24 protein-coding genes and 4 pseudogenes are annotated in these 22003 nt (G+C 65.4%); 20 read left to right on the top strand and 8 right to left on the bottom strand.

From position 1 onward, the window contains the following. Positions 1-523: 523 nt before the first annotated feature. From ACIRRA_RS41490 to ACIRRA_RS41475, 4 genes and pseudogenes are all read left to right on the top strand, one after another. The gene (locus ACIRRA_RS41490; protein ID WP_402780164.1) at positions 524-1342 is read left to right on the top strand and encodes a GH25 family lysozyme; all 819 of its coding nucleotides are present in this window, start codon (positions 524-526) and stop codon (positions 1340-1342) included. Continuing rightward, the gene (locus tag ACIRRA_RS41485; RefSeq protein WP_402780162.1) at positions 1339-1653 is read left to right on the top strand and encodes a hypothetical protein; all 315 of its coding nucleotides are present in this window, start codon (positions 1339-1341) and stop codon (positions 1651-1653) included. The genes ACIRRA_RS41490 and ACIRRA_RS41485 overlap by 4 nt, the downstream gene beginning before the upstream one ends. Before the next feature lie 182 nt (positions 1654-1835). Then, positions 1836-2429 carry a C40 family peptidase gene (locus tag ACIRRA_RS41480; protein WP_402780160.1) on the top strand — a complete coding sequence of 198 codons (594 nt, stop codon included), beginning with the start codon at positions 1836-1838 and terminating at the stop codon, positions 2427-2429. Between the two features lie 189 nt (positions 2430-2618). Beyond that, positions 2619-2792: pseudogene (locus ACIRRA_RS41475) on the top strand (DUF4158 domain-containing protein); the annotation flags it as partial. A 199-nt stretch (positions 2793-2991) separates the two neighbouring features. Here the strand turns inward: ACIRRA_RS41475 and ACIRRA_RS41470 are convergent. Both ACIRRA_RS41470 and ACIRRA_RS41465 read right to left on the bottom strand, forming a co-directional pair. Next, positions 2992-3609 (bottom strand): annotated as a pseudogene (locus ACIRRA_RS41470) (SDR family NAD(P)-dependent oxidoreductase); the annotation flags it as partial. Between the two features lie 22 nt (positions 3610-3631). Then, a complete protein-coding gene (locus ACIRRA_RS41465) occupies positions 3632-4222 on the bottom strand; it encodes a TetR/AcrR family transcriptional regulator (RefSeq protein WP_402780158.1) in 591 nt (196 codons plus the stop codon). Here ACIRRA_RS41465 and ACIRRA_RS41460 point away from each other — a divergent pair. From ACIRRA_RS41460 to ACIRRA_RS41450, 3 genes and pseudogenes are all read left to right on the top strand, one after another. Beyond that, positions 4185-4715, top strand: a complete 531-nt coding sequence (locus tag ACIRRA_RS41460) for an SDR family NAD(P)-dependent oxidoreductase (protein ID WP_402780156.1) — start codon at positions 4185-4187, stop codon at positions 4713-4715. The genes ACIRRA_RS41465 and ACIRRA_RS41460 overlap by 38 nt on opposite strands. A 410-nt stretch (positions 4716-5125) precedes the next feature. Further along, positions 5126-5323 (top strand): annotated as a pseudogene (locus tag ACIRRA_RS41455) (helix-turn-helix domain-containing protein); the annotation flags it as partial. A 304-nt stretch (positions 5324-5627) separates the two neighbouring features. Then, positions 5628-5858: a hypothetical protein gene (locus tag ACIRRA_RS41450; protein WP_402780154.1), complete on the top strand. Its 231-nt coding sequence runs from the start codon at positions 5628-5630 to the stop codon at positions 5856-5858. A gap of 416 nt (positions 5859-6274) precedes the next feature. Here ACIRRA_RS41450 and ACIRRA_RS41445 read toward each other — a convergent pair whose 3' ends face one another. After that, positions 6275-7243, bottom strand: a complete 969-nt coding sequence (locus ACIRRA_RS41445; protein ID WP_402780195.1) for a lysophospholipid acyltransferase family protein — start codon at positions 7241-7243, stop codon at positions 6275-6277. A gap of 519 nt (positions 7244-7762) precedes the next feature. On the opposite strand from ACIRRA_RS41445, the gene ACIRRA_RS41440 reads away from it, so the two are divergent. Beyond that, positions 7763-8023, top strand: a complete 261-nt coding sequence (locus ACIRRA_RS41440) for a hypothetical protein (RefSeq protein ID WP_402780152.1) — start codon at positions 7763-7765, stop codon at positions 8021-8023. 126 nt (positions 8024-8149) lie between these two features. Here ACIRRA_RS41440 and ACIRRA_RS41435 read toward each other — a convergent pair whose 3' ends face one another. Both ACIRRA_RS41435 and ACIRRA_RS41430 read right to left on the bottom strand, forming a co-directional pair. Further along, a complete protein-coding gene (locus ACIRRA_RS41435) occupies positions 8150-8338 on the bottom strand; it encodes a hypothetical protein (protein ID WP_402780150.1) in 189 nt (62 codons plus the stop codon). A gap of 468 nt (positions 8339-8806) precedes the next feature. Further along, complete coding sequence (locus ACIRRA_RS41430) at positions 8807-9475, bottom strand: winged helix-turn-helix transcriptional regulator (RefSeq protein WP_402780148.1); 669 nt, start codon at positions 9473-9475, stop codon at positions 8807-8809. 172 nt (positions 9476-9647) lie between these two features. On the opposite strand from ACIRRA_RS41430, the gene ACIRRA_RS41425 reads away from it, so the two are divergent. The 4 genes from ACIRRA_RS41425 to ACIRRA_RS41410 all read left to right on the top strand — a co-directional run bounded on the left by ACIRRA_RS41425 (position 9648) and on the right by ACIRRA_RS41410 (position 13015). Continuing rightward, the gene (locus ACIRRA_RS41425) at positions 9648-10091 is read left to right on the top strand and encodes a pyridoxamine 5'-phosphate oxidase family protein (RefSeq protein ID WP_402780146.1); all 444 of its coding nucleotides are present in this window, start codon (positions 9648-9650) and stop codon (positions 10089-10091) included. Positions 10092-10108: 17 nt separating this feature from the next. Continuing rightward, positions 10109-10783 (top strand): DUF899 domain-containing protein, encoded by a 675-nt coding sequence (locus ACIRRA_RS41420; RefSeq protein ID WP_402780144.1) that lies wholly within the window; start codon positions 10109-10111, stop codon positions 10781-10783. A gap of 73 nt (positions 10784-10856) precedes the next feature. Further along, entirely contained in the window at positions 10857-12119 is a 1263-nt protein-coding gene (locus ACIRRA_RS41415) for an IS701 family transposase (protein WP_402780142.1), read from the top strand. Positions 12120-12508: 389 nt separating this feature from the next. After that, entirely contained in the window at positions 12509-13015 is a 507-nt protein-coding gene (locus ACIRRA_RS41410) for a hypothetical protein (protein WP_402780140.1), read from the top strand. 304 nt (positions 13016-13319) lie between these two features. On the opposite strand, the gene ACIRRA_RS41405 is transcribed toward ACIRRA_RS41410, so the two are convergent. Then, the gene (locus tag ACIRRA_RS41405; protein WP_402780138.1) at positions 13320-14021 is read right to left on the bottom strand and encodes a TetR/AcrR family transcriptional regulator; all 702 of its coding nucleotides are present in this window, start codon (positions 14019-14021) and stop codon (positions 13320-13322) included. Positions 14022-14111: 90 nt separating this feature from the next. On the opposite strand from ACIRRA_RS41405, the gene ACIRRA_RS41400 reads away from it, so the two are divergent. Both ACIRRA_RS41400 and ACIRRA_RS41395 read left to right on the top strand, forming a co-directional pair. Further along, complete coding sequence (locus tag ACIRRA_RS41400; RefSeq protein WP_402780136.1) at positions 14112-14801, top strand: NAD(P)-dependent oxidoreductase; 690 nt, start codon at positions 14112-14114, stop codon at positions 14799-14801. Positions 14802-14840: 39 nt separating this feature from the next. Continuing rightward, the gene (locus ACIRRA_RS41395) at positions 14841-15623 is read left to right on the top strand and encodes an SDR family oxidoreductase (RefSeq protein ID WP_402780134.1); all 783 of its coding nucleotides are present in this window, start codon (positions 14841-14843) and stop codon (positions 15621-15623) included. A 274-nt stretch (positions 15624-15897) separates the two neighbouring features. On the opposite strand, the gene ACIRRA_RS41390 is transcribed toward ACIRRA_RS41395, so the two are convergent. Together ACIRRA_RS41390 and ACIRRA_RS41385 are read right to left on the bottom strand one after the other, a co-directional pair. Then, on the bottom strand, positions 15898-16422 hold the full coding sequence (locus tag ACIRRA_RS41390; protein ID WP_402780132.1) for a hypothetical protein: 525 nt from the start codon (positions 16420-16422) through the stop codon (positions 15898-15900). Positions 16423-16510: 88 nt separating this feature from the next. Beyond that, positions 16511-17674: an MFS transporter gene (locus ACIRRA_RS41385; protein ID WP_402780130.1), complete on the bottom strand. Its 1164-nt coding sequence runs from the start codon at positions 17672-17674 to the stop codon at positions 16511-16513. Positions 17675-17735: 61 nt separating this feature from the next. Between ACIRRA_RS41385 and ACIRRA_RS41380 the strand changes: the two genes are divergently transcribed. The 6 genes and pseudogenes from ACIRRA_RS41380 to ACIRRA_RS41355 all read left to right on the top strand — a co-directional run bounded on the left by ACIRRA_RS41380 (position 17736) and on the right by ACIRRA_RS41355 (position 21248). Then, positions 17736-18095, top strand: a complete 360-nt coding sequence (locus ACIRRA_RS41380; RefSeq protein WP_402780128.1) for a MerR family transcriptional regulator — start codon at positions 17736-17738, stop codon at positions 18093-18095. 256 nt (positions 18096-18351) lie between these two features. Beyond that, positions 18352-18426: pseudogene (locus ACIRRA_RS41375) on the top strand (hypothetical protein); the annotation flags it as partial. 144 nt (positions 18427-18570) lie between these two features. Then, complete coding sequence (locus tag ACIRRA_RS41370) at positions 18571-19239, top strand: transposase (RefSeq protein WP_402780193.1); 669 nt, start codon at positions 18571-18573, stop codon at positions 19237-19239. A gap of 251 nt (positions 19240-19490) precedes the next feature. Continuing rightward, positions 19491-19997 carry a DUF6301 family protein gene (locus ACIRRA_RS41365; protein WP_402780126.1) on the top strand — a complete coding sequence of 169 codons (507 nt, stop codon included), beginning with the start codon at positions 19491-19493 and terminating at the stop codon, positions 19995-19997. Positions 19998-20284: 287 nt separating this feature from the next. After that, the gene (locus ACIRRA_RS41360; RefSeq protein WP_402780124.1) at positions 20285-20803 is read left to right on the top strand and encodes a DUF6301 family protein; all 519 of its coding nucleotides are present in this window, start codon (positions 20285-20287) and stop codon (positions 20801-20803) included. A 130-nt stretch (positions 20804-20933) separates the two neighbouring features. Then, positions 20934-21248 (top strand): hypothetical protein, encoded by a 315-nt coding sequence (locus tag ACIRRA_RS41355; RefSeq protein ID WP_402780122.1) that lies wholly within the window; start codon positions 20934-20936, stop codon positions 21246-21248. Positions 21249-22003 lie beyond the last annotated feature (755 nt).

Genomic DNA, 22003 nt, shown 5'->3' with positions numbered 1-22003 from the left:
CTGTAGCGGCCCGCCCTCTCCAGTAACGCCCCTCAGACCGGTTCCCGAGCATGCCTCTGCCGGTCCGTTTTCGTTCGTTTTCGGATTCTCGCCCGCTGTCGAAATCATGCACACTGCGCCCGCTCAGCTCGTAAGCTCTTGCGCCTCTGCGGTTCTGCGATTAGCCCGAGTCTCGAGCGCTATCACAGCTCTCGCTGAGGTGTCGGGGGCGCACCGGCGGAACCTGAGCGGGGCTCTCAGCATCGGAATAAAGGGAACCAAACCCTTTGCAGTGAAACGGAAATCGGTGAGGCATCGAGCGAAAGCGGATTCCCTACGCCGAACATATTCTCGGAATCACCCGCTGTGAGGCTCACGTCGGCGAACGCACCGCGTCGGCGCGGCCCGGCGGCAAGGATCCGGAAAGCGGACAAAAGCGGATCAACAAAGGCGTTGCCAGGCCACCGGTTCGGGGTCGTCAATGAAAGCAGCGGGTCGCTAAAAGCATTCCAGAGCATTCGAGCGCGAAAAGCGGTCGAGCCCGATGACTTTGTACGGGGTGGACATCTCGAACTGGCAGGCCGACATCAGCATCGCCGAGGTCGCCGCCGCGGGGTTCTCGTGGGTCGAGGCCAAGGTCTCCGAGGGCGATTACCTGCAAGACCCGACCTGGCCCGGATTCCTGGCCGCTGCGCAGGAGATCGACTTGCCGATCATCGGCTACCACTACGCCATGGCCGACTGTGCTCCGGCCGCGCAGGTGCGGACGTGGCTGGCCAACAATGGCGGTGCGAACGCGATGATCGACTTCGAGGGCGGTGGCGGTGACATCGGTGACTTCTGGGCATTGGTGCGGGCTTTCGACGATGCCGGAGTCAACGTTGCGCTTTCCTATCTGCCGCAATGGTATTGGGAACAGATCGGGTCTCCTGACCTGTCGCGGGTGCCCGGGCTTGTCGCGTCGGCGTACCCGGGCGGCAGCGGCTACGCCCGCGACCTGTATGCCGCTGCCGGTGGCGATTGCGGCCAGGGATGGACACCCTACGGCAATGCGCAACCGCTGATCTGGCAGTTCAGCGATCAAGCCTCTGTCGCCGGGATGAGCCTGGACGCCAACGCATTCCGCGGCGACATCGACGACCTCACCGCATTGATCGGAGACGACATGACACCACAGCAAGCCCAGCAATTGCAAGACATCTGGGACCAGTTACGCGGCCCGAACGGCCAAGGCTGGCCGCAGCTCGGCCACAACACCGAAGGCCAGAACCTCACGCCCGTCGACGCTCTCGCCGGACTCATCACGACCGTCAACGACCTCATCGCCGACGTGCAAGCACTGAAGGGAGCCACCAACCCATGAACCTCGATAAACACCAGAAGACAATGGTGACCGTCCTCGGCGAAGTGATCACCTTCGGCACCGCAGCAACAACCCTGCTGCTCACAGTGCAACAGCAATGGCATCCGGCGGCGGCCGTGGTGGCGGTCATGCTGGGCGTGCTGGGCATCACCAAGACCCTGTACGCAGCACTGACCGGTCACCCTGCGCCGAGCCTGTCCATCGGTACCGTCACCACCGGCGAGACGGCCGCCGCGCAGATCCGCGGCGATGCTCCGCGTCACGTGCTCGATCTCGTGCTACCGCACACCACGCCCGAGCCGAAGGCCTGAGCCGCCGAGATCACGCTCCTGGACGCCTCCGATTGGACCGAAGCGCTCGCCGAACTACGCCGAAGCGCCGCGCAACACAAGGTCCGGCTCACCGCCAGCGACCTCGACATTGTTTCAAGACCTCACGAGGTCTGACGCACCACTGGGTGCGGCGTCGTGGGGCCGACGGGGAGTACCACATCATGGCGATCAAGCGACAGGTTCTCAGGCTGCCCCGCAACGCCCAACGAGCCGTTGCGGCCGGAGTCGTTGGAGCCGCCGCCCTCAGCGCACTGCTGCTGCCCGCCGCGCCGGCCTCGGCCGCGCCGGTCACCGTCCCGGGCGTCGGCACCGTCGACGTGCCGGAGCAGATTCTCGGCCAACTCCCGCCGGGCGTCGTCACGCCCAGCATCCAGATCCCGGACATCGCGCCGCAGGGCCCGCAGATCGGCGAGACCGTCGGCCAGCGTGCCGTCGACGCCGCGATGAGCAAGCTCGGCGCCCCCTACGCCTACGGTGCCGCCGGCCCGGACGCCTTCGACTGCTCGGGCCTGGTGAAGTGGTCCTACGAGCAGGCGGGGCGGGAGCTGCCGCGTACCAGCTACGAGCAGTTCGACGCCGGTGCCCCGGTCTCGCTGGACGTCCTGCAGCCCGGCGACGTCGTGTTGTTCTACGGCGGCAGTCACTCCGCCCTGTATGTCGGTGACGGAAACGTCATTCACGCCTCCACCTACGGCCAGCCGGTGGCAATCGCGTCGATGTCGTCGATGCCGGTCGCGGGAGCGCGCCGCTACTGAGCCCTCGGGCCCGCGCGACGGCGACCGTGATCAATCACCGGAACTCCATCGACGGCCGAATTTCGGGCGGATATGGCGTAGTGGGCTGGTAGAGCAGGGTTTTCGCGTTCGGGGTGCGGGGTCGGGCGGTTGGTGCTTGGCTTCGCTGCCGATGAGGGTTGATCGGCGGCGTGCTGGAGGTTGGGGTTCGTGGCGACGGGGGTGTTCGCGGACGAGGAGTTGGAGCGTCTGCGGGGGTTCCCGGAGATCAGCCGTGAGGAGTTGTTCCGGTATTTCACGCTGGCTCCGGCTGATCTGGCGTTCGTGGATCCGGGCCGTGGCCGGGGTCCGGCGGATCGTTTGGGCCTGTCGATCGCGTTGTGCCGGTGTGCTGAATGAGGCGCAGGCTGTGCTGCCACAGCCGATCCCGCGCAGCGGGGTCGTAGGCCTGCGCGCTGGCCTTGGATTCTCGGATGCGGTCGAAGAAGGCGCCGGTGGTGGCAGCGAGAGCGGGATCGGCGACGAGGCGGTGGGTCGCGGCTACGCCTTCGTCGAGGCTATCGATCGTATGGCCGATCTCGGACAACACGATCTTGGTGGGCATGTAGGTGGCCGGGTGCAGGCTGTTCACGGTGAGCTCGTCGGCCGAAACACGGTTGGCGAGGGTGAATCCGAACATGATCTGCGCGAGTTTGCTCTGACCGTAGGCGCGGGTGCCGGAGTAGTGGCGCTGCAGCATGAGGTCGTCGAAGTCGAGGGGATGCTGTCCGACGGAGGCGACGTTGACCACCCGGGCCGGTGCTGAATTCCGTAGCAGTGGAAGCAGGTCCAGGGTGAGCGCGAACCCGGCGAGGTAGTTGACGGCGAAGCGGAGCTCGTAGCCGTCGATGCTGATCTGCCGGTCGCGGGAATCGGGGTGGCCGCTGCCGATTCCGGCGTTGTTGACCAGTACGTCGAGCCGGTCGGTGATCGTGGCGGCCTGGCGGGCGAGCTGTCGTACCTGGGCGAGGTCGGCCAGATCAGCGGTGAGGGTGTGGACGCGGGCGGGCCGGTCCCGCAGGGATTGGGCCGTGTCGTGCAGTTTTTCGGAGTCGCGGCCGTGTAGCAGCAGGGTGCCACCGTCGGCGGCCAGCCGCGCAGCCAGGGCGCGGCCGAGCCCATCGGTGGCGCCGGTGATCAGGATCGTGCGGTCGTGATTCATGCAGTGGTCCTTGGTGATTGGTTCAGTAGGTTTGAGTGAGGGTGGCGACGAGTTCGTCGACCAGCGGGTCGTCGACGTCGCGGTCGGTGGCCAGCAGCCGGTACCAGACGACGCCGAAGACGAGGTCGGCGACGGTGGCGTCCGACGGTCCCGAGGGCAGGTCGCCGCGTGCGCGAGCGCGGTCGACGAGCACGGCCAGCGCGTCGCGGCGGCGTTGGAGGAATCCGGTGCGGAACCGCTGCCCGAACTCGGAGTCGAGCTGGGCTTGGGCCATCAGCGCCCGCAGCGCGGCCACGACGGTGGCGTTGCGGCCCAGAGCGAAAGTCGCGGTGAGGAATTCGCGCAAGTCGCCGGCGTAGCTACCGGTGTCGCGGTCGACGGCTACGTACAGGTCGGCCTTGGTGGCCAGGGCGTCGAGCAGCACATCGGCCTTCGACGGCCACCATCGGTAGATGGTCTGTTTGCCGGTGCCCGAGCGGGCCGCGATGGCTTCGATGCCGACACCGGCGTAGCTGACCTCGGCGGTCAGCTCGAACGCGGCGGTCAGGATCGCCAGGCGACTTTCCTCGCTGCGCTTGCGTCCGGGCCGTGGAGGCGGAGGTTGTCCGTTCATCGGAGGCGATGCTAGCTCAAAACGAACCGAGACGGTTCGGTTCGAAATAAACTGGAAGAAATCACCTGATGAACGCCTCTATCGCCCTGTCGTCGGCGGCACCTCCGGCATCGGACTGGCCACCGCGCGCCGGTTGCGGGCGCGCGGCGCGACCGTGCACATCGTCGGCCGCAGCAAGCAGCGCCTCGGCGAGGTCGCCGCGACCGATCCGGGCCTGATCGGTCACCAGGCCGATGGCAGCGACAGCGAGGCCATCGCCGCGGTCGCCGCGCAGATCGGCACCATCGACTGGCTGGTGGTGACCCTGGCCGGCAGCGAGGGCGTCGGCCCGATTGCCGACCTGGATCTGGGCATGCTGCGCAACGCTTTCGACGCCAAGTTCTGGGGCCACATCACCACGGTGCAGGCCGTCGTACCGCACCTGGCCCCGGCGGACTCGATCACCGTCTCCGGGTGCGCCACCGACCGCGCTCCCGCTGTCGCGAAGAAGTGAGTTGCGTCCACACGCCCTCGCCGTCTGGCCACCACTGTTGTCGCAGTCAACCCGACGGGCCCAGCTCAGCGTGCTGCACCGACGTCATACGCCGAGACATGTGTCGAGAAAGATCCACTGAACAGGACTTCGAGCATCAATGAAGACGACTTCGAAAGCTGACATCATACCGCTACCCGCGCTGACCGAACCGGCCAGCGTGACCGCTCTGAATGCATGTGGGGGTGTCGTTTTGGGATAGACCCATACCCGACACTCCCGATTCCCCCGCGCGAGTGTCGGAATAGAATCCACACCGGCTTTCCCGACACTTGTCGGTGTCGGTTCTTGGACTCCAGCCCGGCACATCTCCACGCACAGAAGGGATTCCGGGTGACGCACGGGCAGCGAGTCGGCTACGTCAGGAAGCCCGCGGCGCCAACAAAGGCCGAAAGCCCTCCCTCACCATCGAACAGGCCCACGCCCTGCGCACCCGCGCCGCGGCCGGCGAGCCGAAAGCCACGCTGGCCAAGGAATTCGGGGTCCACCGCGATACCGTCTACAGCTACCTCAACACCCGGCCAGATCTCTCCGAGGACCGCGGGCCGTTGCCCGACATCGCGATGTAGGACCGGATACTCCTGGGGATCTCGCCGAGGTGGGTTCCAGGCCAAACGGCACTGTTTCTCATGTCGTGTGATTCGTTTTCGGTGGGTCGAAATCGGCTGTAGCGCATGATGTCCGGCCATGGCCGATGAGTTGTCCAACGCCTTCGTCGTGATGCGCTGCTACGGAGTGGTTTTCACCTTCTCAGGGGTGAGTTCGGGCTGGTAGCACTCGGCTGGGCTGCCGAGGCCGGCGTGCTCTACTGTTGTCGAACTCGGGCCCTCCGAGTCCTCACAGCCCCTCCAAGTCCTCACAGCAAGGAAGCCCATGATCAAGATTGCCACCGCCGTTGTCACCGGCCTGCTCACGGTCGGCGCTGCTGCCACCCTCGGAATCGGTGTCGCCCAGGCCAACCCCGGCGGTGACTACATCGGTAACTACGCCACCCAGGCCGCATGCGAGGCCGACGGCCAGGACCCCAGCACCGGCGGCACCCACTACGTCTGCGAGCAGCAGCCCGACGGCAGCTTCGACCTGTACACCGGCATCCCTGCCTGAGCCAGGCCCCTAACTTCGCAAGCGGTCGATGGGACCACCGAAGAGCAACTGGTCGGCGTGCCGACGACTCGTCTCGAGCGTCGGCACGTCTCAGGGTGCGGCCGGCGTGCGCAGCCCGACGCCGCGCGCGGGTGGCCATGATCAGTCGGGCTGCGCGAGGCGTTCGGCGCGGTAGCGGGCGCGGGGCGCGTTCGACAGCCGCGACACCCGCATCCCCGATGCCGCGCACTCCCCGCAGTTGGTCGTGCGAGAGGCCGAGCAGGCCGTCCACGGTGCGGATCCCCCGCCGATGCAGTGCCCGCCGCTATCGCTCTCTCGGGCGGAAACCAATTCCACCTTCTCGGGCGGGAACCAATTCCACGGCGCTGCTGGGTAGCACGCGGGTCGGCCCCGGTATCGGTCCGGGCCGGATATCGCTAGCCGGTGAACGGGTTGCGGCGTTGGTTCAGCCGCTCGTACAGGGTGTGCTGGATCGTTTCGCGGACGTGGTCGGAGATCTCGAACATGGTCATCGGATCGTCGGCGGCTTGGGGCCCGTAGGTGGCGGTGGGGATGGGCTCACCGAACTCGATGTGCCACTTCGTCGGCAGCGGGACAGCGCCGAGCACACCCAGGTGCGGGAACAGCGGCGTCACCGGGAAGTACGGCAGGCCGAGCAGCCGGGCCAGCCCGGTGAGGTCGGCCAGCTTGGGATAGATCTCTTCCGAGCCGACGATCGAGCACGGAATGAGCGGCACACCGGTCTTCAGCGCCACCGAGGCGAAGCCGCCGCGCCCGAACCGCTGCAGCTTGTACCGCGCACGGTAGGGCTTGCCGACACCCTTGAAGCCCTCGGGGAACACCCCCGCCAACTCGCCGGTACGCAACAGCGCCTCGGCGTCGGCGGGGCAGGCCCGCGTGTGCCCGGCCCGGCGTGCCAGCCCGGCCACGATCGGCAACTCGAAGACCAGATCGGCCGCCAGCAGCCGCAGTGCCCGATGCCCGGGATGGCGATCATGCACGGCCACCTGCAGCATCAACCCGTCCAACGGCACCACCCCGGCATGGTTGGCCACGACCAGAGCGCCCCCGGCCTCGGGGAGATTGTCGATGCCGCTGACCTGCACCCGGAACCACAACTGCGACAGCGGCCGCAGCACCGGCAGGATCAGCGACTCCAGCAACTGCTCATCGAGCCCGAACTCGTCGAGCTGGTAATCCCCGGTCAGGCGGCGACGCGCGAAACCGGCAGACCCCCGCACACCCGCGGCGAGATGGCCTAGCACCAGATCACCGAGGGTTCCGCTACGACCGCGGCGACGCCGAATTTCCCGACACTCATGATGAACCACCGTTCGATTCGTTCTTCGCAAACTGCAATCGTGGAGCGTGGAGCACAGAAACAGGGCTGTTCATAGGTGGTCCTCCGCTCGACGGGATCCCCCGCCCCTTCGGATGTGACCGTCTCGCGAAAAAACGAAGCTGTTCAGCCCCGCCTCGACAACCCATGTCCTTGACGCGCTGACGGAAACCCGAACATATCCCCACCCGATCCCCGGGACCAGAACTCCGTGACGGATGTGGCGAAACTTCACATTTGCTGGGGTTTTCGCCTCCGTGCCCCCACTGATTTACCCAGCAGACATCACTGATTCACGCGATGGTTACGTGAGGTGGGGTAGTCCGTCATTCGGGCGCGTGGATCGCACGGTTCAACCGCGCCGCACCACGAAAACTCCGGTAGACAGAGGATTTCGTCAATCGCCCTCACCCACCAGGCGGGTCAGCGATTCGCTTGCTTCCAGGTTCGTCAGGGCACTGGGTGAGCGCCGCCGTCGAGGGTCCGGACCACCACGGCCGGGTTGCCGTCGGTTCGGCCCTGCACTATCGCGAATACCAGTCCGTCGGTGCCCACGTCGATGCTCATGGTGTCGATGCTGGTGGTGACGGTGACGGTGGGCTTGTCCGTTGATCATGGCGGGGGCGACCCATCCCTCGTCGAGGCGTTCGACGAACACGATGGCGCGACCGACGGGGTTGTCCGCCAGGACTGCGACGACGCCGTGCCGTTCGAGCACGGCGACCGGGTGTGCGGCCCCGTCGGGGCCGGCGAGCGCGGAGAGGGCGACTTCGACTGCCGGGTGCGGCAAGTTTTGCATGTCAGGCCCGTTCGTCAGTGTCGGTGACCGCCACGGAATTTCGGTGGCGAGCAACCACATGTCGCTCCAGTGCACGCTAGCAGCGCAGGGCTTCTCGACGAGTTCGTCTTTGACGGCCTTCATCCGCGAGCGGGCGGCGATCCCGCGCTCGTATCAATCGGTGTCGAGGTCGGGGCGCGTGCCGGGCGCGGGCGGGGCCATCAGGTGGGCCGTGGCGATGTCGGCAACGGTGTCGGGGCGCAGCGGCTCGAGTTCGTCGATGTAGCCGTACGTCAGGCCGCGCTGGTCGAACCCGCACAACAACGGTAGCGGCGCGTACTCGGTGGGAAACTGCTGCGGCACAAACACTTCCCCCTCACCTCCATCGCCACCGGACGCGCTGGTGCCGGCCCAAGAGGTCCACCTGGCCGAAAAGTCACGGTAGGCCGGATCGTTCCGTCGCTACCGCAGATAACTCGTGGAGTCGGCGGCCTGGCGGCGCGGCCTTTGCCCAGGTCGGCAACGGAGATATTTGGATCTTATCTGCGGCAACCCCTTTGGAGTGACTCTTCTCGAAACTGGGCAGGGTCCATCGCGAAATCCGTTCCTAGCAAGGGGTTTGATGCTCACTCCCTACTTTAGAGTGACTATTCGGCCACTCGGATCTCACGGGCCGACACCGTCGGGTGCCTGTGGTCGGCGACTGAACTTCACTCGATGCTTCCCGAGTGTGTGGCGGGAAGCATCATGTGTCAGCTGTGGGCGCCGGGTCATCGGCGATCTCGGCGTTTGGTTGGGAGTTTCGCGGGAGCTCGGGTGATGGGCACGCGGTCAGCTGATGGTCGGCAGCGTTGAGAACGGTGCCAGGAGCAGGTCGGTCAGGCGCGCTGCTGCGTGCTGGTCGCCGTCGAGGCGCAGATCGCCGGAACCGACCGCGTCGGCCAGGGTGCGTCGGCCGGCGCACACGGCCCGCAAGGTGTCGAGGTCGATGGTGAGCGTTGCGTCGGGTCGTTCTGCGCGCCCGCGCCCGACCTGAACGGAGCCGTCGGTGACTTCGGCAACGTAGGTGTCGGTGTCGACGCGGAACTCGTAGGTGCCGCGGAGCTCGTCGGCACGCGCTGGGTCGAAACCCGCTTTGATGCCGAGCAGCAGCGAGTCGAGGCCGAGTTCGCGATCGGGTGGGAGCGGAGCCCGGCTTCCCCACCGACCGAGCTGGAGCAGTACGGGTTCCAGTTCGCGGCCCCATTCGGTCAGCTCGTAGAGGTGGACGCGAGCTGGTACCCCCAGGTCCCGGCGGTGAACGACACCGTGGTCGACCAGGTCGCGCAGCCGCTGGCTCAAAACGTTCGGGCTCACACCGGGCAGGCTGGCGAGCAGGTCGTTGAAGCGCTTGGGGCCGAGTAGGAGCTCACGCACCACCAGCAGGGCCCACCGTTCACCGATGACATCGAGGCTGCGGGCCACGCCGCACGGATCCCCATAGCTACGCCTGCCGTTCACGGCAACCAGAATAGCAGTCGATCCTAATTTAGGAGCAACGCTTGTTTTTTAGGAGTTACCCCGCCTAGTTTGGAGCCATGGGCTTCTTGAACAGCGAAGCGGCGAGCCTGCCGCAAGGTGACATCGACTGCTGGACACCTCCACGGCTCAGCGACTGCTCACCACGTCCCTGGTGGCACGCCTGGCCTACAACGGCAAGGACGGGACACCCCGCGTGATCCCGGTCAACTTCCTTTGGACCGGTGACGAACTGGTCATCGGCGCCTTCGCCGGAACGTACAAGGTCCGGGACCTGCGGGCCCGTCCCGACGTCGCGATCTGCGTCGACACCAACGACAGTCCCCCTCAGGTGCTCATGCTCCGCGGGAAGGTGTCGCTGACCGAAGCTTCGGGCGTACTCCCGGAATACGCGACCGTGCAACGCCAGGTGATGGGCGACGAGGCCGGAACCGCTTACCTCGAGGCGATCGACAAGCCCGGCCTGCGGATGGTCCGGATCGGCCTGCTCCCGACCTGGGTCGGAGTCCTCGATTTCCAAGAGCGGTTCGCGCGCCGTACGCCCGAACCCGTCCTGGCCGCATTCGGCGCCGACCGGGTAGTAGGACCGAGACACTGAAAAGCGATGGTGAACCAATGAACTCTCAGACCGGCCCGCCGCCGGCCCTTCCCCCCGTCGTCTCACCCGAGCAGTGGCAGGCCGCCCGGGACGAGCTCCTGGCGAAGGAAAAAGAGCTGACCCGCTCGCTGGACGCGTTGGCCGCCGAACGCCGCCGGCTGCCGATGGTCGGTTTCGACACCGACTACGTCTTCGAAGGACCTCACGGCAAAGCCGGCCTGCTCGACATGTTCGAGCACCGCCGCCAGCTCATCGTCTACCACTTCATGTGGCCGGGCAGCCATCACTGCCTCGGCTGTTCGAGCTTCACCGACAACATCGGCCACCTGGCTCACCTGCACGCACGCGACACCACACTGGCCCTGGTTTCCCCGGGCCCGCTCACCGAGATCGAACCGTTCAAACAGCGCATGGGCTGGACCGTGCCCTGGTACTCCTCACAGCACAGCGACTTCGACGCCGACTGCGGAACAGGCGCCGGATTCGGCCTGAGCGTCTTCCTGCGCGATCGTGACAGCGTCTACCGCACCTACTACACGACCGCACGCGGTGTCGACCGGCTCCGCATCGATTTCAACCTGCTCGACCTGACCCCCCTCGGCAGGCAGGAAACCTGGGAGGACTCTCCCGATGGATGGCCGCAGACCCCACCGTATTCATGGTGGCACCTCCACGACGAGTACAACGCCTAGTAGGACTTTGTTAGGTTGATCACGATTGGGGTGTCGGCTCGAGATTCGGCCTGGTTCTCGAGACGATGTCGGGGTGGATGCCGCCGCGGTTGCCGAGATCGATGAACAGCTCGATTCCTTTGTGGGCGAGGTGTTCTCGTCGTTGACCCGTAAGGATCGGGTCGCGACGGCGGGGACGTACGTGCGGGGGTTGATGCTCGATGGCCGACGTAAGTCGATGGTTCCCATAGCGGCGCGGCTGGGTGTGGATCACCAGCGGTTGCAGCAGTTCGTGACCAGTTCGCCGTGGGATGTCATTCCAGTGCGGAAAGTGTTGTCCCGCAAGGCCTGTGATCTCGTGTCGCCGGACGTCTGGGTGATCGACGACACCGGCTTCGCCAAGGACGGCGGCAATTCACCGTGCGTGGCCCGCCAATACTCGGGCACACTCGGCAAGGTCGGCAACTGCCAGGTCGCGGTCAGTGTCCACGCCGCGACCGACGAAGCGTCCGCGCCGTTGAACTGGCGGCTGTTCCTGCCCGAGAGCTGGGACGACACCGCTGTCGACCCGTGCGACACCGACGCGGTCACCGCCCTGCGGCGGCGCTGCGCGATCCCCGACGACGAACATCACCGCGCCAAATGGGAGCAGGCCCTCGACATGATCGACGAGCTGATCGCGTGGGGGCGCACGCCGCCCGCAATCAACGCCGACGCCGGCTACGGTGAATCCACCCCCTTCCGGGAAGCACTCACCGCCCGCGGCCTGCCCTACGTGGTCGCGATCAAGGCCGCGACCAGCGTCTACCACGCCGAGGCCACCCCGATCGACCCCGAATACGGCGGCTTCGGCCGCCGGCCCACACGCCGCCGCTACCCCGCCGAGGCGCGCTCGAGCGTCAAAGATCTCGTCACCGCCGCGGGCGTCACCGCTCTGCACGAGCTCACCTGGCGCCACGGCACCAAAACCGGCCCCGACAACCCCACCGCGGCCATGCGCTCCCGCTTCACCGCCGTGCGAGTACGACCGGCCAACCGCAACATCACACCCGCCGCCGACGGCACCCTGCCCGAAGCCTGGCTCATCGCCGAATGGCCCACCGGCGCAACCGAACCCACCGACTACTGGCTGTCCACCCTGCCGCCCGACACCCCCATCACCGAACTGGTCCGCCTCGCCAAGATCCGCTGGCGCATCGAACACGACTACCGAGAACTGAAAACCGGCCTCGGCCTCGACCACTTCGAAGGCCGATCCTGGCTCGGCTGGCACCACCACGCCACCCTCGTCACCGCCGCCCACCTGTTCCTCACCACACTCCGACTCACCGGCCCAAAAGCCGATGGGCAGGCCTGACCCTCTACGCCATCCTCCGCAAAATCCAACGCGCACTGGCCATCTGGATCGGCACCTGCCCACTCTGCCACCACACCTTCCCCACCTAACAAAGTCCTACTAGATGAATGATCCCAAGGTCGGGTGGGCTCGACGTCGGTCAACCGTAGGGCAAACCCGATCGACGGTCGCCACGGCCGCAGATCCGGGCGGGCGGTCAACAGGTCGCCGGTAGTGACATACAGTGCCGTGACGAGGGTGTCGACATCATTGCTCACACCCTTGATCTACGGCGCCCTCGCCCCGCAATCACGCCGGAATGCGCGAAAACCCTTGCCCGGCAACATCTCTCATTATCAGCCTGGCTTCGCGACGCCGACTTCTGCAGGCAACCACCACAACCTGAGGCAATGAACATGCGTATGCACCCCAACTTTTACACCGTTGACCATCGGGGTCCCGGACGGCTGAGCATCATGGCCAAGCCACGCGGCGGAGAGTGGCTCGAAGACGAGATGACCGCTCTGAAGGCCTCCGGCGTCGACCACTTGGTCTGCGCGCTCACCACCGCTGAACTCTACGAGTGCGGCCTCGGAGCCGAAGAGCGCACAGCACGCGAGGCGGGCCTGCAGTTCGTTTCGATCCCGATCGTCGACCGCGGCGTCCCCGACCGGGCCAGCGTGCTGCCGACCCTGCAGCGCCTCGCGGCCGAACTGAACGACGGCGCACACGTCCTCACCCACTGCCGCTTCGGCATCGGCCGCGCATCGCTGCTGGCCGCCGCGCTCCTCGTCATCAACGGCACCGACCCCGACACAGCATGGAATCGACTCGAGCAAGCTCGTGGACTCACCGTCCCCGACACCCCCGAGCAACGCGAATGGACCAACAAACTGCGTCAACGGCCGCTGTCCTGACTACTGGCTGGAGATCCACCACACCCAGTGGAATCCACTCATAGAGTGGTTGGGGGCCGGTCAAACCAGTGTCGTTGTCCTGGATCGGTCATTGCGGAGACCGAGAACTCGCCACGGGCCCCGCGGAGTTCTCAGCATGCGACGCGGGTCCGGCCTGCATTCGCAGGTGCAACTCTAATCTGTTGCAGTCCAGCGGATTACGGCAAAGCCACCCGATTTTCAGCGAAGCTACCGGTATCGTACGCAGCCGTTGAACCGGCAAACATTCGTTGCTAAGGCGCTAGCCCGTAGCGATCCCGGAGGCTTATAGGCCCAGGGAACGCACCAGGTCCACCATCTCGGCGTGGTAGAGCTTTGCGGGATCGTGGGATTGCGGGCCGAGATGACCGTAGATCTCGAGTGCGATCAGCCCGTGCATGCGACCCCAGATCCGCAACGCCAGCGCCACGGCGGAGGGCGGCAGTTCGGGAAAATCGGCCTGGACGTGAGCGGCCAGGCCGGCGTCGAAATCGGACCAGGTGACGGCAGGGTCGTCCTGCAGCGCGGCTGCGTGGGGCCAGGCTGCGGCCACCAGGCCGACCAGTCCGGTACAGGCTCGCGCCCCGGCCTCAGCCGCCGGACCGCGTGGCGGTGGCTGATATCCGGGAACCGGATCGCCGTAGATGAGCCGGAAGCCTTCGGGATTCGCCAGCGCCCAGCGGCGCACCGCTTCACCCCAAGCCACCACGCGGCCGGCCGCATCGTCCGCCGGAACCTGGTCGCGTGCGGCCTCCACCGCATCCACCAGCCTGCCGTACACGTCGCCGATCAGCATGGTGATCAGGTCGTCGCGGGTCGCGTAGTAGCCGTAGATGGCACCGGCGGTCATGCCCATGTCACGGGCGATGGCGCGCAACGAGATTGCGTCGGGACCGCCGTCGGCCAAAAGCCGCAGCGCGATCGCCTTGATGTCCTCGGCGGTCTGCGCCCGTAGGCGCTCCCGGCGACGCTGTACGACTTCGGCCACGGTTGACACTTTACCCCGTGCGGCTAGTATCTGCAGTGCTGTTACTGAACGGCGTGTAGTAAATGAACGCAGTGTAGTCGGAGGAGTATCGTGAACATCGGAATCTTCGGCGCGACCGGGGTGATAGGCAGCGAGACGGTGCGCGAGGCCGAACGACGTGGACATCGGGTCACCGCATTCGCTCGCGACGCAGCCCGTTTCCCCGCCGACCGCGGCCAGGTCGACTGGCAGGTCGCCGACTGGCTGGACACCGACAGCATCGCCGCGGCCATCGCTGGACTCGATGTGGTGATCAGCGCTGTCAACGCCGGATACGGCGTCCTCGACACCATTGCCCATGCGGGCAACTTCGTCACCGGGGCCAAGGCGATGATCGGCGCGATGAACCGGCACCCGTCGGTGCGAGTGATCACGGTCGGCGGAGCAGGCAGTCTGGAGATCTCGCCGGGACAGCAGATCGTCGACGGCGGAGCGGAATTCGAGCGGAGCCTGATCGAGGACCTCGAAGTACCCGTCGAGTATGGGGCGGTGGTGCGGGCGTTGCGGGACGCGCTCAACCTCTACCGGCAGTCCAACCGCAATTGGACCTACCTCAGCCCGTCGGCGCTGCGAATCGGTCCAGGCGGCGAGCGGACCGGTCGTTTCCGGATCGGCGGAGACCAAATCCTGCTACGCGCGGACGGCACCAGCCATATCTCCGCACCCGACCTCGCCATCGCTCTGCTCGACGAGGTCGAGCAGCCGCGGTTCGTTCAGCGCCGTTTCACCGTCGGCTACTGAGACACCGCTACTGAGAAACCTGAGAAACAAGGAGTACGAATGGATCTGGGACTCAACGGACGTACCGCGATCGTCACCGGCGCGAGCCGCGGCATCGGACTGGCCATCGTGGCGAGGTTGATCGCGGAAGGCGTTCGAGTGATCGGGGCCGCCCGCACCATCACCGAAGAGCTGAGGGAGACCGGTGCGGCGGCGGTCGCCGTCGACCTCGGAACTCCCACAGGCGCGGCCGAGCTCGTCACCCAGGCTCTCGAAACGCTCGGTGGCGTCGACATCCTCGTCAACAACGTCGGGGGCGCGGAGTTCAATGCGACCAACGGTTTCCTCGACATCGATGACGAAACCTGGCGGCGGACCCTCGATGTGAACCTCTTCAGCGCGATCCGGGTCACCAGAGCCGCACTGCCGAGCCTGATCGAACGCCGCGGGACGGTGATCAACATGTCATCGATCGTCGGCCGTGCACCCGGTGCGGCGGTCGCCGACTACGGCGTCGCCAAGGCCGCGCTCACCGCGCTCAGCAAGGCACTCGCCGAACAATTCGGGCCGCAAGGCGTCCGGGTCAACACCATCTCCCCCGGCCCGGTGCGCACCGCATTCTGGGAATCGCCGGACGGACCCGGCGGAAAAACGGCCGCTGCCAACGGGATCGGAATCGAGGATTTCCTTCCCCAGCTACCCGCCGCGGTCGGCATGACCACCGGCAGGCTGATCGAAGCCGACGAAATCGCCTCCCAGGTCGCCTTCCTGGTCTCCGACCACGCACGCAGCATCCTCGGCACCGACCTGTACATCGACGGAGGCGCACTGAAAACCCTCTGAAGCCACGGACTTGCGCGACTTTTCGCGAAACTGGGCTGCCGACGTCAGCCTTTCGGTGTCTTCATCAGCATCGACCAGGCGCCGAATGCAGTCGGTCTCGTCAGGGTCACCGCCATGCCCCGCGACGCTCAGCTTCCTATCCGGGACGAGTCTGTTAAGGGCCAGGTGCTCTGGCACGAACCGCGGAACTGCCAGGTAATCGTGACACCTTCGGGGAGCGGTGAACTCGAACCTGCTCATGGAACACGTGTCTCCACGGAGCGCTTGGATGATCTCAGAAATGCGTTGAATGGCGAGTGAGCCGCCGGCCTCGGATCGGCACGGCCAGTTGATCTTTGCCCCGCCGCGCGCTGGCCAGTTCGGTCAGCGCGACCAGCGGCAATATGGTGCGTTTTGGTTGCGGCGGTCGGGGTTTCGGGCGGGGCAGCACGGGGCCATGACACGCAGAGTATGGATCACGCGGATTCGCGTTGCGGGTGACCCTCGGGTAGCGACGCAGGTTCTCATCCCGGGATTGGCGAACGAACAAGCCGCCCAGCGATGCGCCATCGCTATGGCACGTCGCAGTGAGCCGAGCCCGACCGACGTGGCCGAGGAACAGCCCGTACGCGAGGTACGACTCGGCCGACGTCGTGGACGCGGAGCCTGGATTCCACATCCACCTGACCGGCCCCGCCGAATTCGGCCCCGACGCAACCCAGTTCGGCTCCACGAAGATATTGCGGTACTCGAGATTCCGGTGGAACAGCTCCAACACGCACAGCGTGTCTCGGAACAGCACTTCGTAGCGGGCAGCCATCTGCTCTACGCATCCGGGCCACGGTGGCATCGATGAAAGGTGGGATTGGCGCAGTCTGTCGACCGAGAAGCGTTGGGAGAACGGCGTTTCAACGGCTGGGTGTCTTCGCGGGCTCGGTCTGTTGCGGGCGTGAGCTGATGACTGTGAGCAGGACGCCACCGCAAGTGAGAATGGCCGCCACGAGATAGATCGGGCGGGGTCCGGTGCCGGAGTCGGCGATGTACCCGCCGACCAGGCCCGCGAGCGCCGCGGCGATCTGGTAGGCGGAGGCATTGACCGCCATGGACAGGGTTGGCGCATCGGCCGCGGCGTGAATGATCCTCGCCTGCATGCCCGGAATGATCGCGAATCCGAGTCCGCCGATCACCATCACCGCCAGGGCCGCTGGGAATGATCTGTCGGCGATCAGCCAGGTGCCGGCCAGGGTGACGGCGAGCAGGCCGAGCAATGCCGGTTGCCAGAGTCGCGGATTCTTGTCATAGAGCGTGCCGCCTACAAGGTTGCCGGCGGTAGCGCCGATTCCGTAGCCGAGCAACAAAATCGGCAGTCTGTTCTGTGGATGCCCAGCGAGGTGGGTGAGCAGTGGCGCGAGGTAGACGAAAACCATCAGCACGCCGACATTGCCGATCGCGGTGATCGCCAGGGCCGCCAGCACCGGTCGGCGGACGAGCACCCGCAGCTCGGTAATCGCCGATTGTCGCGGATCCTCACTCGGTGCGGTGACCCTCAGACCAACCAGTGCCGCGCCGATCAAGCAAGCCACGCCCACGGTCGCGAAGGTGGCCCGCCAACCCCACTGATGGCCGATTGCTGTACCGACCGGCGCGCCCGCGATCATGGCCAGATTCATGCCGAACGCCAGCCTGGCCACCGTGGTAGCGGTTCGCCCCGGTGCCGCCGAGTGGACCGCGACCACGACTGCCTGAGCAAAGAAGGTCGAGGTCACCAGGGCGGTGGCAACCCGCGCACCGAGTAGCCACGCGAACCCGGGCGCGCACGCCGATACAACGTTCCCGACCGCGGCGACCACGAGCAGGACCAGCATCAGACGCTTCCGGTTCACCGTGGCGGTCGCCGCGGTGAGCAGTGGACCACCGATGATCATTCCCGTGGCGTAGGCGGTGACCAACAGCCCTGCGGAACCGACAGGAACATCGAGATCGCCAGACACCTCGGGAAGGATCCCCGCCACCACGAACTCACCTGTCGTGACGCTGAATACGCAGAACATCAAGACTGCCAACACAAACATGCCGGTACGCTAAAGTCTCACGTCAACGTGAGGGTCAAGTCGGCGATGTGACGGAGCAACAGTGCAAATCGGCGAGCTGTCGAACCGGACCGGGGTCAGCGTGCGCGCACTGCGCTACTACGAGGAGAAAGGCGCGCTGAAACCGCACCGCATGCCCAGCGGCTACCGGGTCTTCGATGACAACGCCGTCGGGACCGTTGTCCACATCCAAACCCTGCTCGCCGCGGGGCTCGGGATGGACCTCATCGCCGATATCCTTGCCTGCGCATCGGGCGACGCCCCGCTGCTGGACGGCTGCCAGGACCGCCTCCTGCGCGAACGTCAGCGGATGACCACAGATATCGATCGAATCAACACCGCACGGTCGATGCTCGACCAACTACTGCACCCGGACACCGGTGAACGTGCAGGATCCGAATAGTCTCTCCGCGTCTCGTCCGGCACCTCGCGACACCTGCCGCACCCAGCTGTCGGCTGCCAGAGCGAGGGGTTCTGGCGCAGCGAGCGTGATGCCGCTGGTCGAAGGTTTGGCGTCGATGGCTTGTCGCTGGTAATGGTGACGAGATTGCGTTGGTGATCTGGTTCGGAAGTTGTTGCCGCACTTGGATTCCGTCGCCATCGGTGAGATTCACACCGACGGTGATGCGGTGATCGTGGAGGCCGCTGCTGCCACGCCGATGGCCCGGTGCCCGGAGTGTGGAACCGCGTCCGGGCGTGTGCATTCCCGGCACCAGCGAAGATTGAGCGACACCGCCGTCGCCGGGCGCGCGATGATCGGGATGCTGGTCGTGCGACGGTTCTTCTGCACGAATACCGCCTGTATTGCAAAGACTTTCGCCGAGCAGGTGGATGGGCTGACCACCAAGAGATCGCGGCGGACGAACCAGCTGACATCGATGCTGACCATGATCGGGCTGGAAATGGCCGGACGCGCCGGTGCGCGTCTGGCGCGGCGGCTGGGCCTGGTCGCCAGCCGCGATACCCTGTTGCGGCTGGTCCGCGCGATCCCAGATCCCCCGGTCGGCACCGTGACTGTGCTCGGCGTCGATGATTTCGCCGTCCGAAGCGGCCGCACCTATGGAACAGTCCTGTTGGATATGTCGACGCATCGGCCCATCGATATCCTCGGCGACCGGGAGTCCGACACCCTGGCCGAATGGTTGTCCGCGCACCCGGAGGTCGAGGTGATCACCCGAGACCGCGCCGGGGCCCAACGGCTGAACGCGATCCTGGACTGCTGCCCCGAACTGACAGCCGTCCGAGGCCATGTCGGTGCGTTCGCGGTCATGATGCGTGAGCGGCGCGGTGACCGTTTGCCGGAATGGATCGCGCAGGTCCGCGCCGAGGACCTGCCCGCCCTGCACTCCTTCACCACCGGCCTCGAACACGACTTCGCCGCCGTCACCGCAGGACTCACGCTGCCATGGAGCAATGGCCCCACCGAGGGCACCATCAACAAGCTGAAATACCAGAAACGCCAGTGCTTCGGCCGAGCGAAGCTGGACCTGGTCCGCAAGCGCCTGCTGCTCACCCACCCCACCGTGAGCGAACTCCCGGCGAAATGATCACGCTACCCGCGCCAGAACCGCGTGAAGGGACCACCACGTTGCCAGTCGTGGGACCACCGGCGACAGGCGATGCTCCCAGTGAACATGTTCCAGATTTGCTGTGCGGGCCGAGCATGGCGACAGCAGCCGGACATCCTGTAATGCCGATTACAGCTTGTTCGCGATCCTCCGCCAGACCGGGTGAACCCGTGTACATCTCGGGAGGATGTGCCCGAAGACCCTCAGGTGCTAGGAAGTACCCTCCGAGCATGCAAGCCGACATCGAGGGTGCTGTACGGGCTGTGAAGATCGCCCGGACCTTCACGTGGACCTGGGCGAAAGCTGACATCGAGCGCTTCGTTCTACATGCCGGTTGGACATTGCTCGATCGTGGGGACTATGGCAGCGCCACTCTGTCGACAGACTTGAGGGTCAACTTGAATCGCGGCAGCTCCTACAGCGATCGTCGATACATCAGAGGAAGGGAAGGGCGAGATGAGTCGCTTCAGCGGCTGACGGCCTATGTCACTGACGTAGTACGTCAGGCCGACGAGGCACTGACCGTCGCACTCTCCGAGGCTTTCGATCAGCTGACCGAGGGGCTGATCCAAGAGCTCGGTTCTCCGTCCCACCTCGTGTCCAAGCCGGAAGCGGAAGTTGGTTGGGTCGAGTCCCATGTCGTGATCAACGTGGTTACTCACAAGACGTTTCTGTTGCTAGAAATCGTGAATCCGCGCTACTGGATCGAGCGGCAGCAACTTGAAGATGAGGACTAGGGATACTGGGCTTTTCGTCGCAGAGGCGCCATCATCGTCGGGCGCTTTTACAACGGCTCCGTCCAGCGCTGGTGTCGCGTGCGGTAATTCGATGTCGGATGATCTGCATCCGCGGGCTACCGGGCCGACGCGCTGTAATGCCGCTGACCGCGCTGACCGAACCGGCCAGCGCGGGGCGCTGACGGCCGGAACCTGGTGCGGCGCAGAACGTCCGCTATTGCCGATGTCAGTGCTTTGCGGCACAGCGTTGGCTTGTGCCGCAAAGACGGGTGGGCCAGCATCACCTCATGAACGTCGACGCAGAGCAAGTGGTGAGAATCGTTGTAACCGCAGCGGAATTCGATTGGACCTGGTCGGAGCAGGACATAGAGCGTTTCGCTGCCGCAATGGGCTGGGACCTGATGAACCAGCGCCCTGGATCTGGAGCGACGATGCGGACTCACCTTGCGATCGAATCTCCGTACGCACACGCATACGTGAACGGCGACCTCAAGGAGATCACGCTGGGCGTCACCGACAAGTTCGACACCGCAGACCGAGCGGGCAAGGAAACACTAGCCAGATACTTCCAGCAGCTGGGGCAAAGCGCGAAGGCGCAGCTCGGAGACGCGAGGATAGAAGTTCTGAGTCAAGGGTTCGGACTGCGGTACCACTGGGCGAAACCCATGGTTTTCGTCGAGTTGGTTGCCAACTCCAATATCAGTCTGACTTTGACAAATCCAATGTATCGAGCCTGGATGCAGTCGGTCACCGCCGAGTACGACGAAGGTGGATGGGTTTGGGGACAGGAATCGGTGAGAAACTGATTCATTCCAACGCACTGTCATGCCGCGTTCAGGGCGGATCGACGTAGGCCGGACCGCGGGCCGCCGAAGGTCAACGGGCCGAGAGCATCTCGGCCCACGGAACGCACTGGTCGCCAGTACGCTGCCGATCGTGGTTGCAGATTGGTACGCGGGATTGTCCGGCCTAGAAGTTGAGCAGGTATGGGTCTGGAGCGGCTGGGTGCGCATCGTTCTCTTCGACCCGGTCCCACGCGCTGAAGACGATACCTACGTGGATCTCAACGATTTCCAATTCACCGACGCTGAGGGCAAGGAATGGGATGTCCGAACCGAGGACGACCCCCACACGGCAGGCCCAGTCCTAGGTCTGTTGCGATGCCGACTAGCCACTGCACAGACGAAGGATGAGGTACTGACTCTCGTCTTCGACAACGGTGCACGCATCGTGGGTGATCTTCCCCTGTGATCGCGGACGCGAGACTCGCAGGACCTCCGGCCCTACGGTCGGAAGGAACGTCCCCAATTGCCGCATTCCGCGCTGACCGAACCGGCCAGCGCGGGACCGACGGAACGTCCGGATCTGCCGCATACCGTGCTGTTCGGAACGGCCAGCGTGACACGTCGGAAGATCGACCGGCAGTATCGATCTGGTACTGACCGAGCGTCGACCATGGCCGTCTTCCGAGTGCTCTCCGGTATGTCCATGCCCAGGCAGTCTGCCGCGGGCGGCGAGATCATCGGAACTTCGGAAGCCCCTACAACCGGGAAATCTCCTTGGCCTTTGCGATCGCCCACAGCAGCAGATCGACGGGAACCTCATGATGTGGAGGCTCACCACCGCATCGGTCCATGACCCGTTCCCGTCGTCCGGGTCCGGGACCGCAATGGCGAAGTGCGAGCCGCCTTCGGGTATGGCCGGGTCGGTGAACTCGAAGACTCGCTGATCGACGCTGAGGTCGTCGTGATCGATGATCTCTATCCGTCGCCCTTGAAAAGTATTGCCAGCCATGCTCTCTAAGCCCCGATCAGTTCACTGACGTGAAAATGGTCCCGACGATCAGCCGCCCTTGACCCGCAGTGAGCCATGCTGTCCATCCCGGAACGGGAGACCACCAGGAAACGCATGTGAGCGGTCCCCGATGACGAGACCATCCGGGAGTAGAGCCAGGTGATTTCGTTCCGTGTTCAGTTGGTCCCGCAGGCCACTGGGTGGTGGGTGTG

This window comes from Nocardia sp. NPDC101769 (genome assembly GCF_044766925.1).
Lineage (GTDB): Bacteria > Actinomycetota > Actinomycetes > Mycobacteriales > Mycobacteriaceae > Nocardia.
The sequence above is the reverse complement of the archived record's forward strand: the minus strand, read 5'-3'. Positions and strand labels throughout refer to the sequence as shown.

What these genes read in the sequence shown, in the direction of transcription:
- ACIRRA_RS41490 (WP_402780164.1), top strand. Translation starts at nt 524, where the DNA reads ATGACTTTGTACGGGGTGGACATCTCGAACTGGCAGGCCGACATCAGC.
- ACIRRA_RS41485 (WP_402780162.1), top strand. Translation starts at nt 1,339, where the DNA reads ATGAACCTCGATAAACACCAGAAGACAATGGTGACCGTCCTCGGCGAA.
- ACIRRA_RS41480 (WP_402780160.1), top strand. Translation starts at nt 1,836, where the DNA reads ATGGCGATCAAGCGACAGGTTCTCAGGCTGCCCCGCAACGCCCAACGA.
- ACIRRA_RS41465 (WP_402780158.1), bottom strand. Translation starts at nt 4,222, where the DNA reads ATGAACGGACAACCTCCGCCTCCACGGCCCGGACGCAAGCGCAGCGAG.
- ACIRRA_RS41450 (WP_402780154.1), top strand. Translation starts at nt 5,628, where the DNA reads ATGATCAAGATTGCCACCGCCGTTGTCACCGGCCTGCTCACGGTCGGC.
- ACIRRA_RS41440 (WP_402780152.1), top strand. Translation starts at nt 7,763, where the DNA reads ATGGTGTCGATGCTGGTGGTGACGGTGACGGTGGGCTTGTCCGTTGAT.
- ACIRRA_RS41420 (WP_402780144.1), top strand. Translation starts at nt 10,109, where the DNA reads ATGAACTCTCAGACCGGCCCGCCGCCGGCCCTTCCCCCCGTCGTCTCA.
- ACIRRA_RS41410 (WP_402780140.1), top strand. Translation starts at nt 12,509, where the DNA reads ATGAACATGCGTATGCACCCCAACTTTTACACCGTTGACCATCGGGGT.
- ACIRRA_RS41395 (WP_402780134.1), top strand. Translation starts at nt 14,841, where the DNA reads ATGGATCTGGGACTCAACGGACGTACCGCGATCGTCACCGGCGCGAGC.
- ACIRRA_RS41390 (WP_402780132.1), bottom strand. Translation starts at nt 16,422, where the DNA reads ATGGCTGCCCGCTACGAAGTGCTGTTCCGAGACACGCTGTGCGTGTTG.
- ACIRRA_RS41385 (WP_402780130.1), bottom strand. Translation starts at nt 17,674, where the DNA reads ATGTTTGTGTTGGCAGTCTTGATGTTCTGCGTATTCAGCGTCACGACA.
- ACIRRA_RS41370 (WP_402780193.1), top strand. Translation starts at nt 18,571, where the DNA reads ATGCTGACCATGATCGGGCTGGAAATGGCCGGACGCGCCGGTGCGCGT.
- ACIRRA_RS41365 (WP_402780126.1), top strand. Translation starts at nt 19,491, where the DNA reads ATGCAAGCCGACATCGAGGGTGCTGTACGGGCTGTGAAGATCGCCCGG.
- ACIRRA_RS41360 (WP_402780124.1), top strand. Translation starts at nt 20,285, where the DNA reads ATGAACGTCGACGCAGAGCAAGTGGTGAGAATCGTTGTAACCGCAGCG.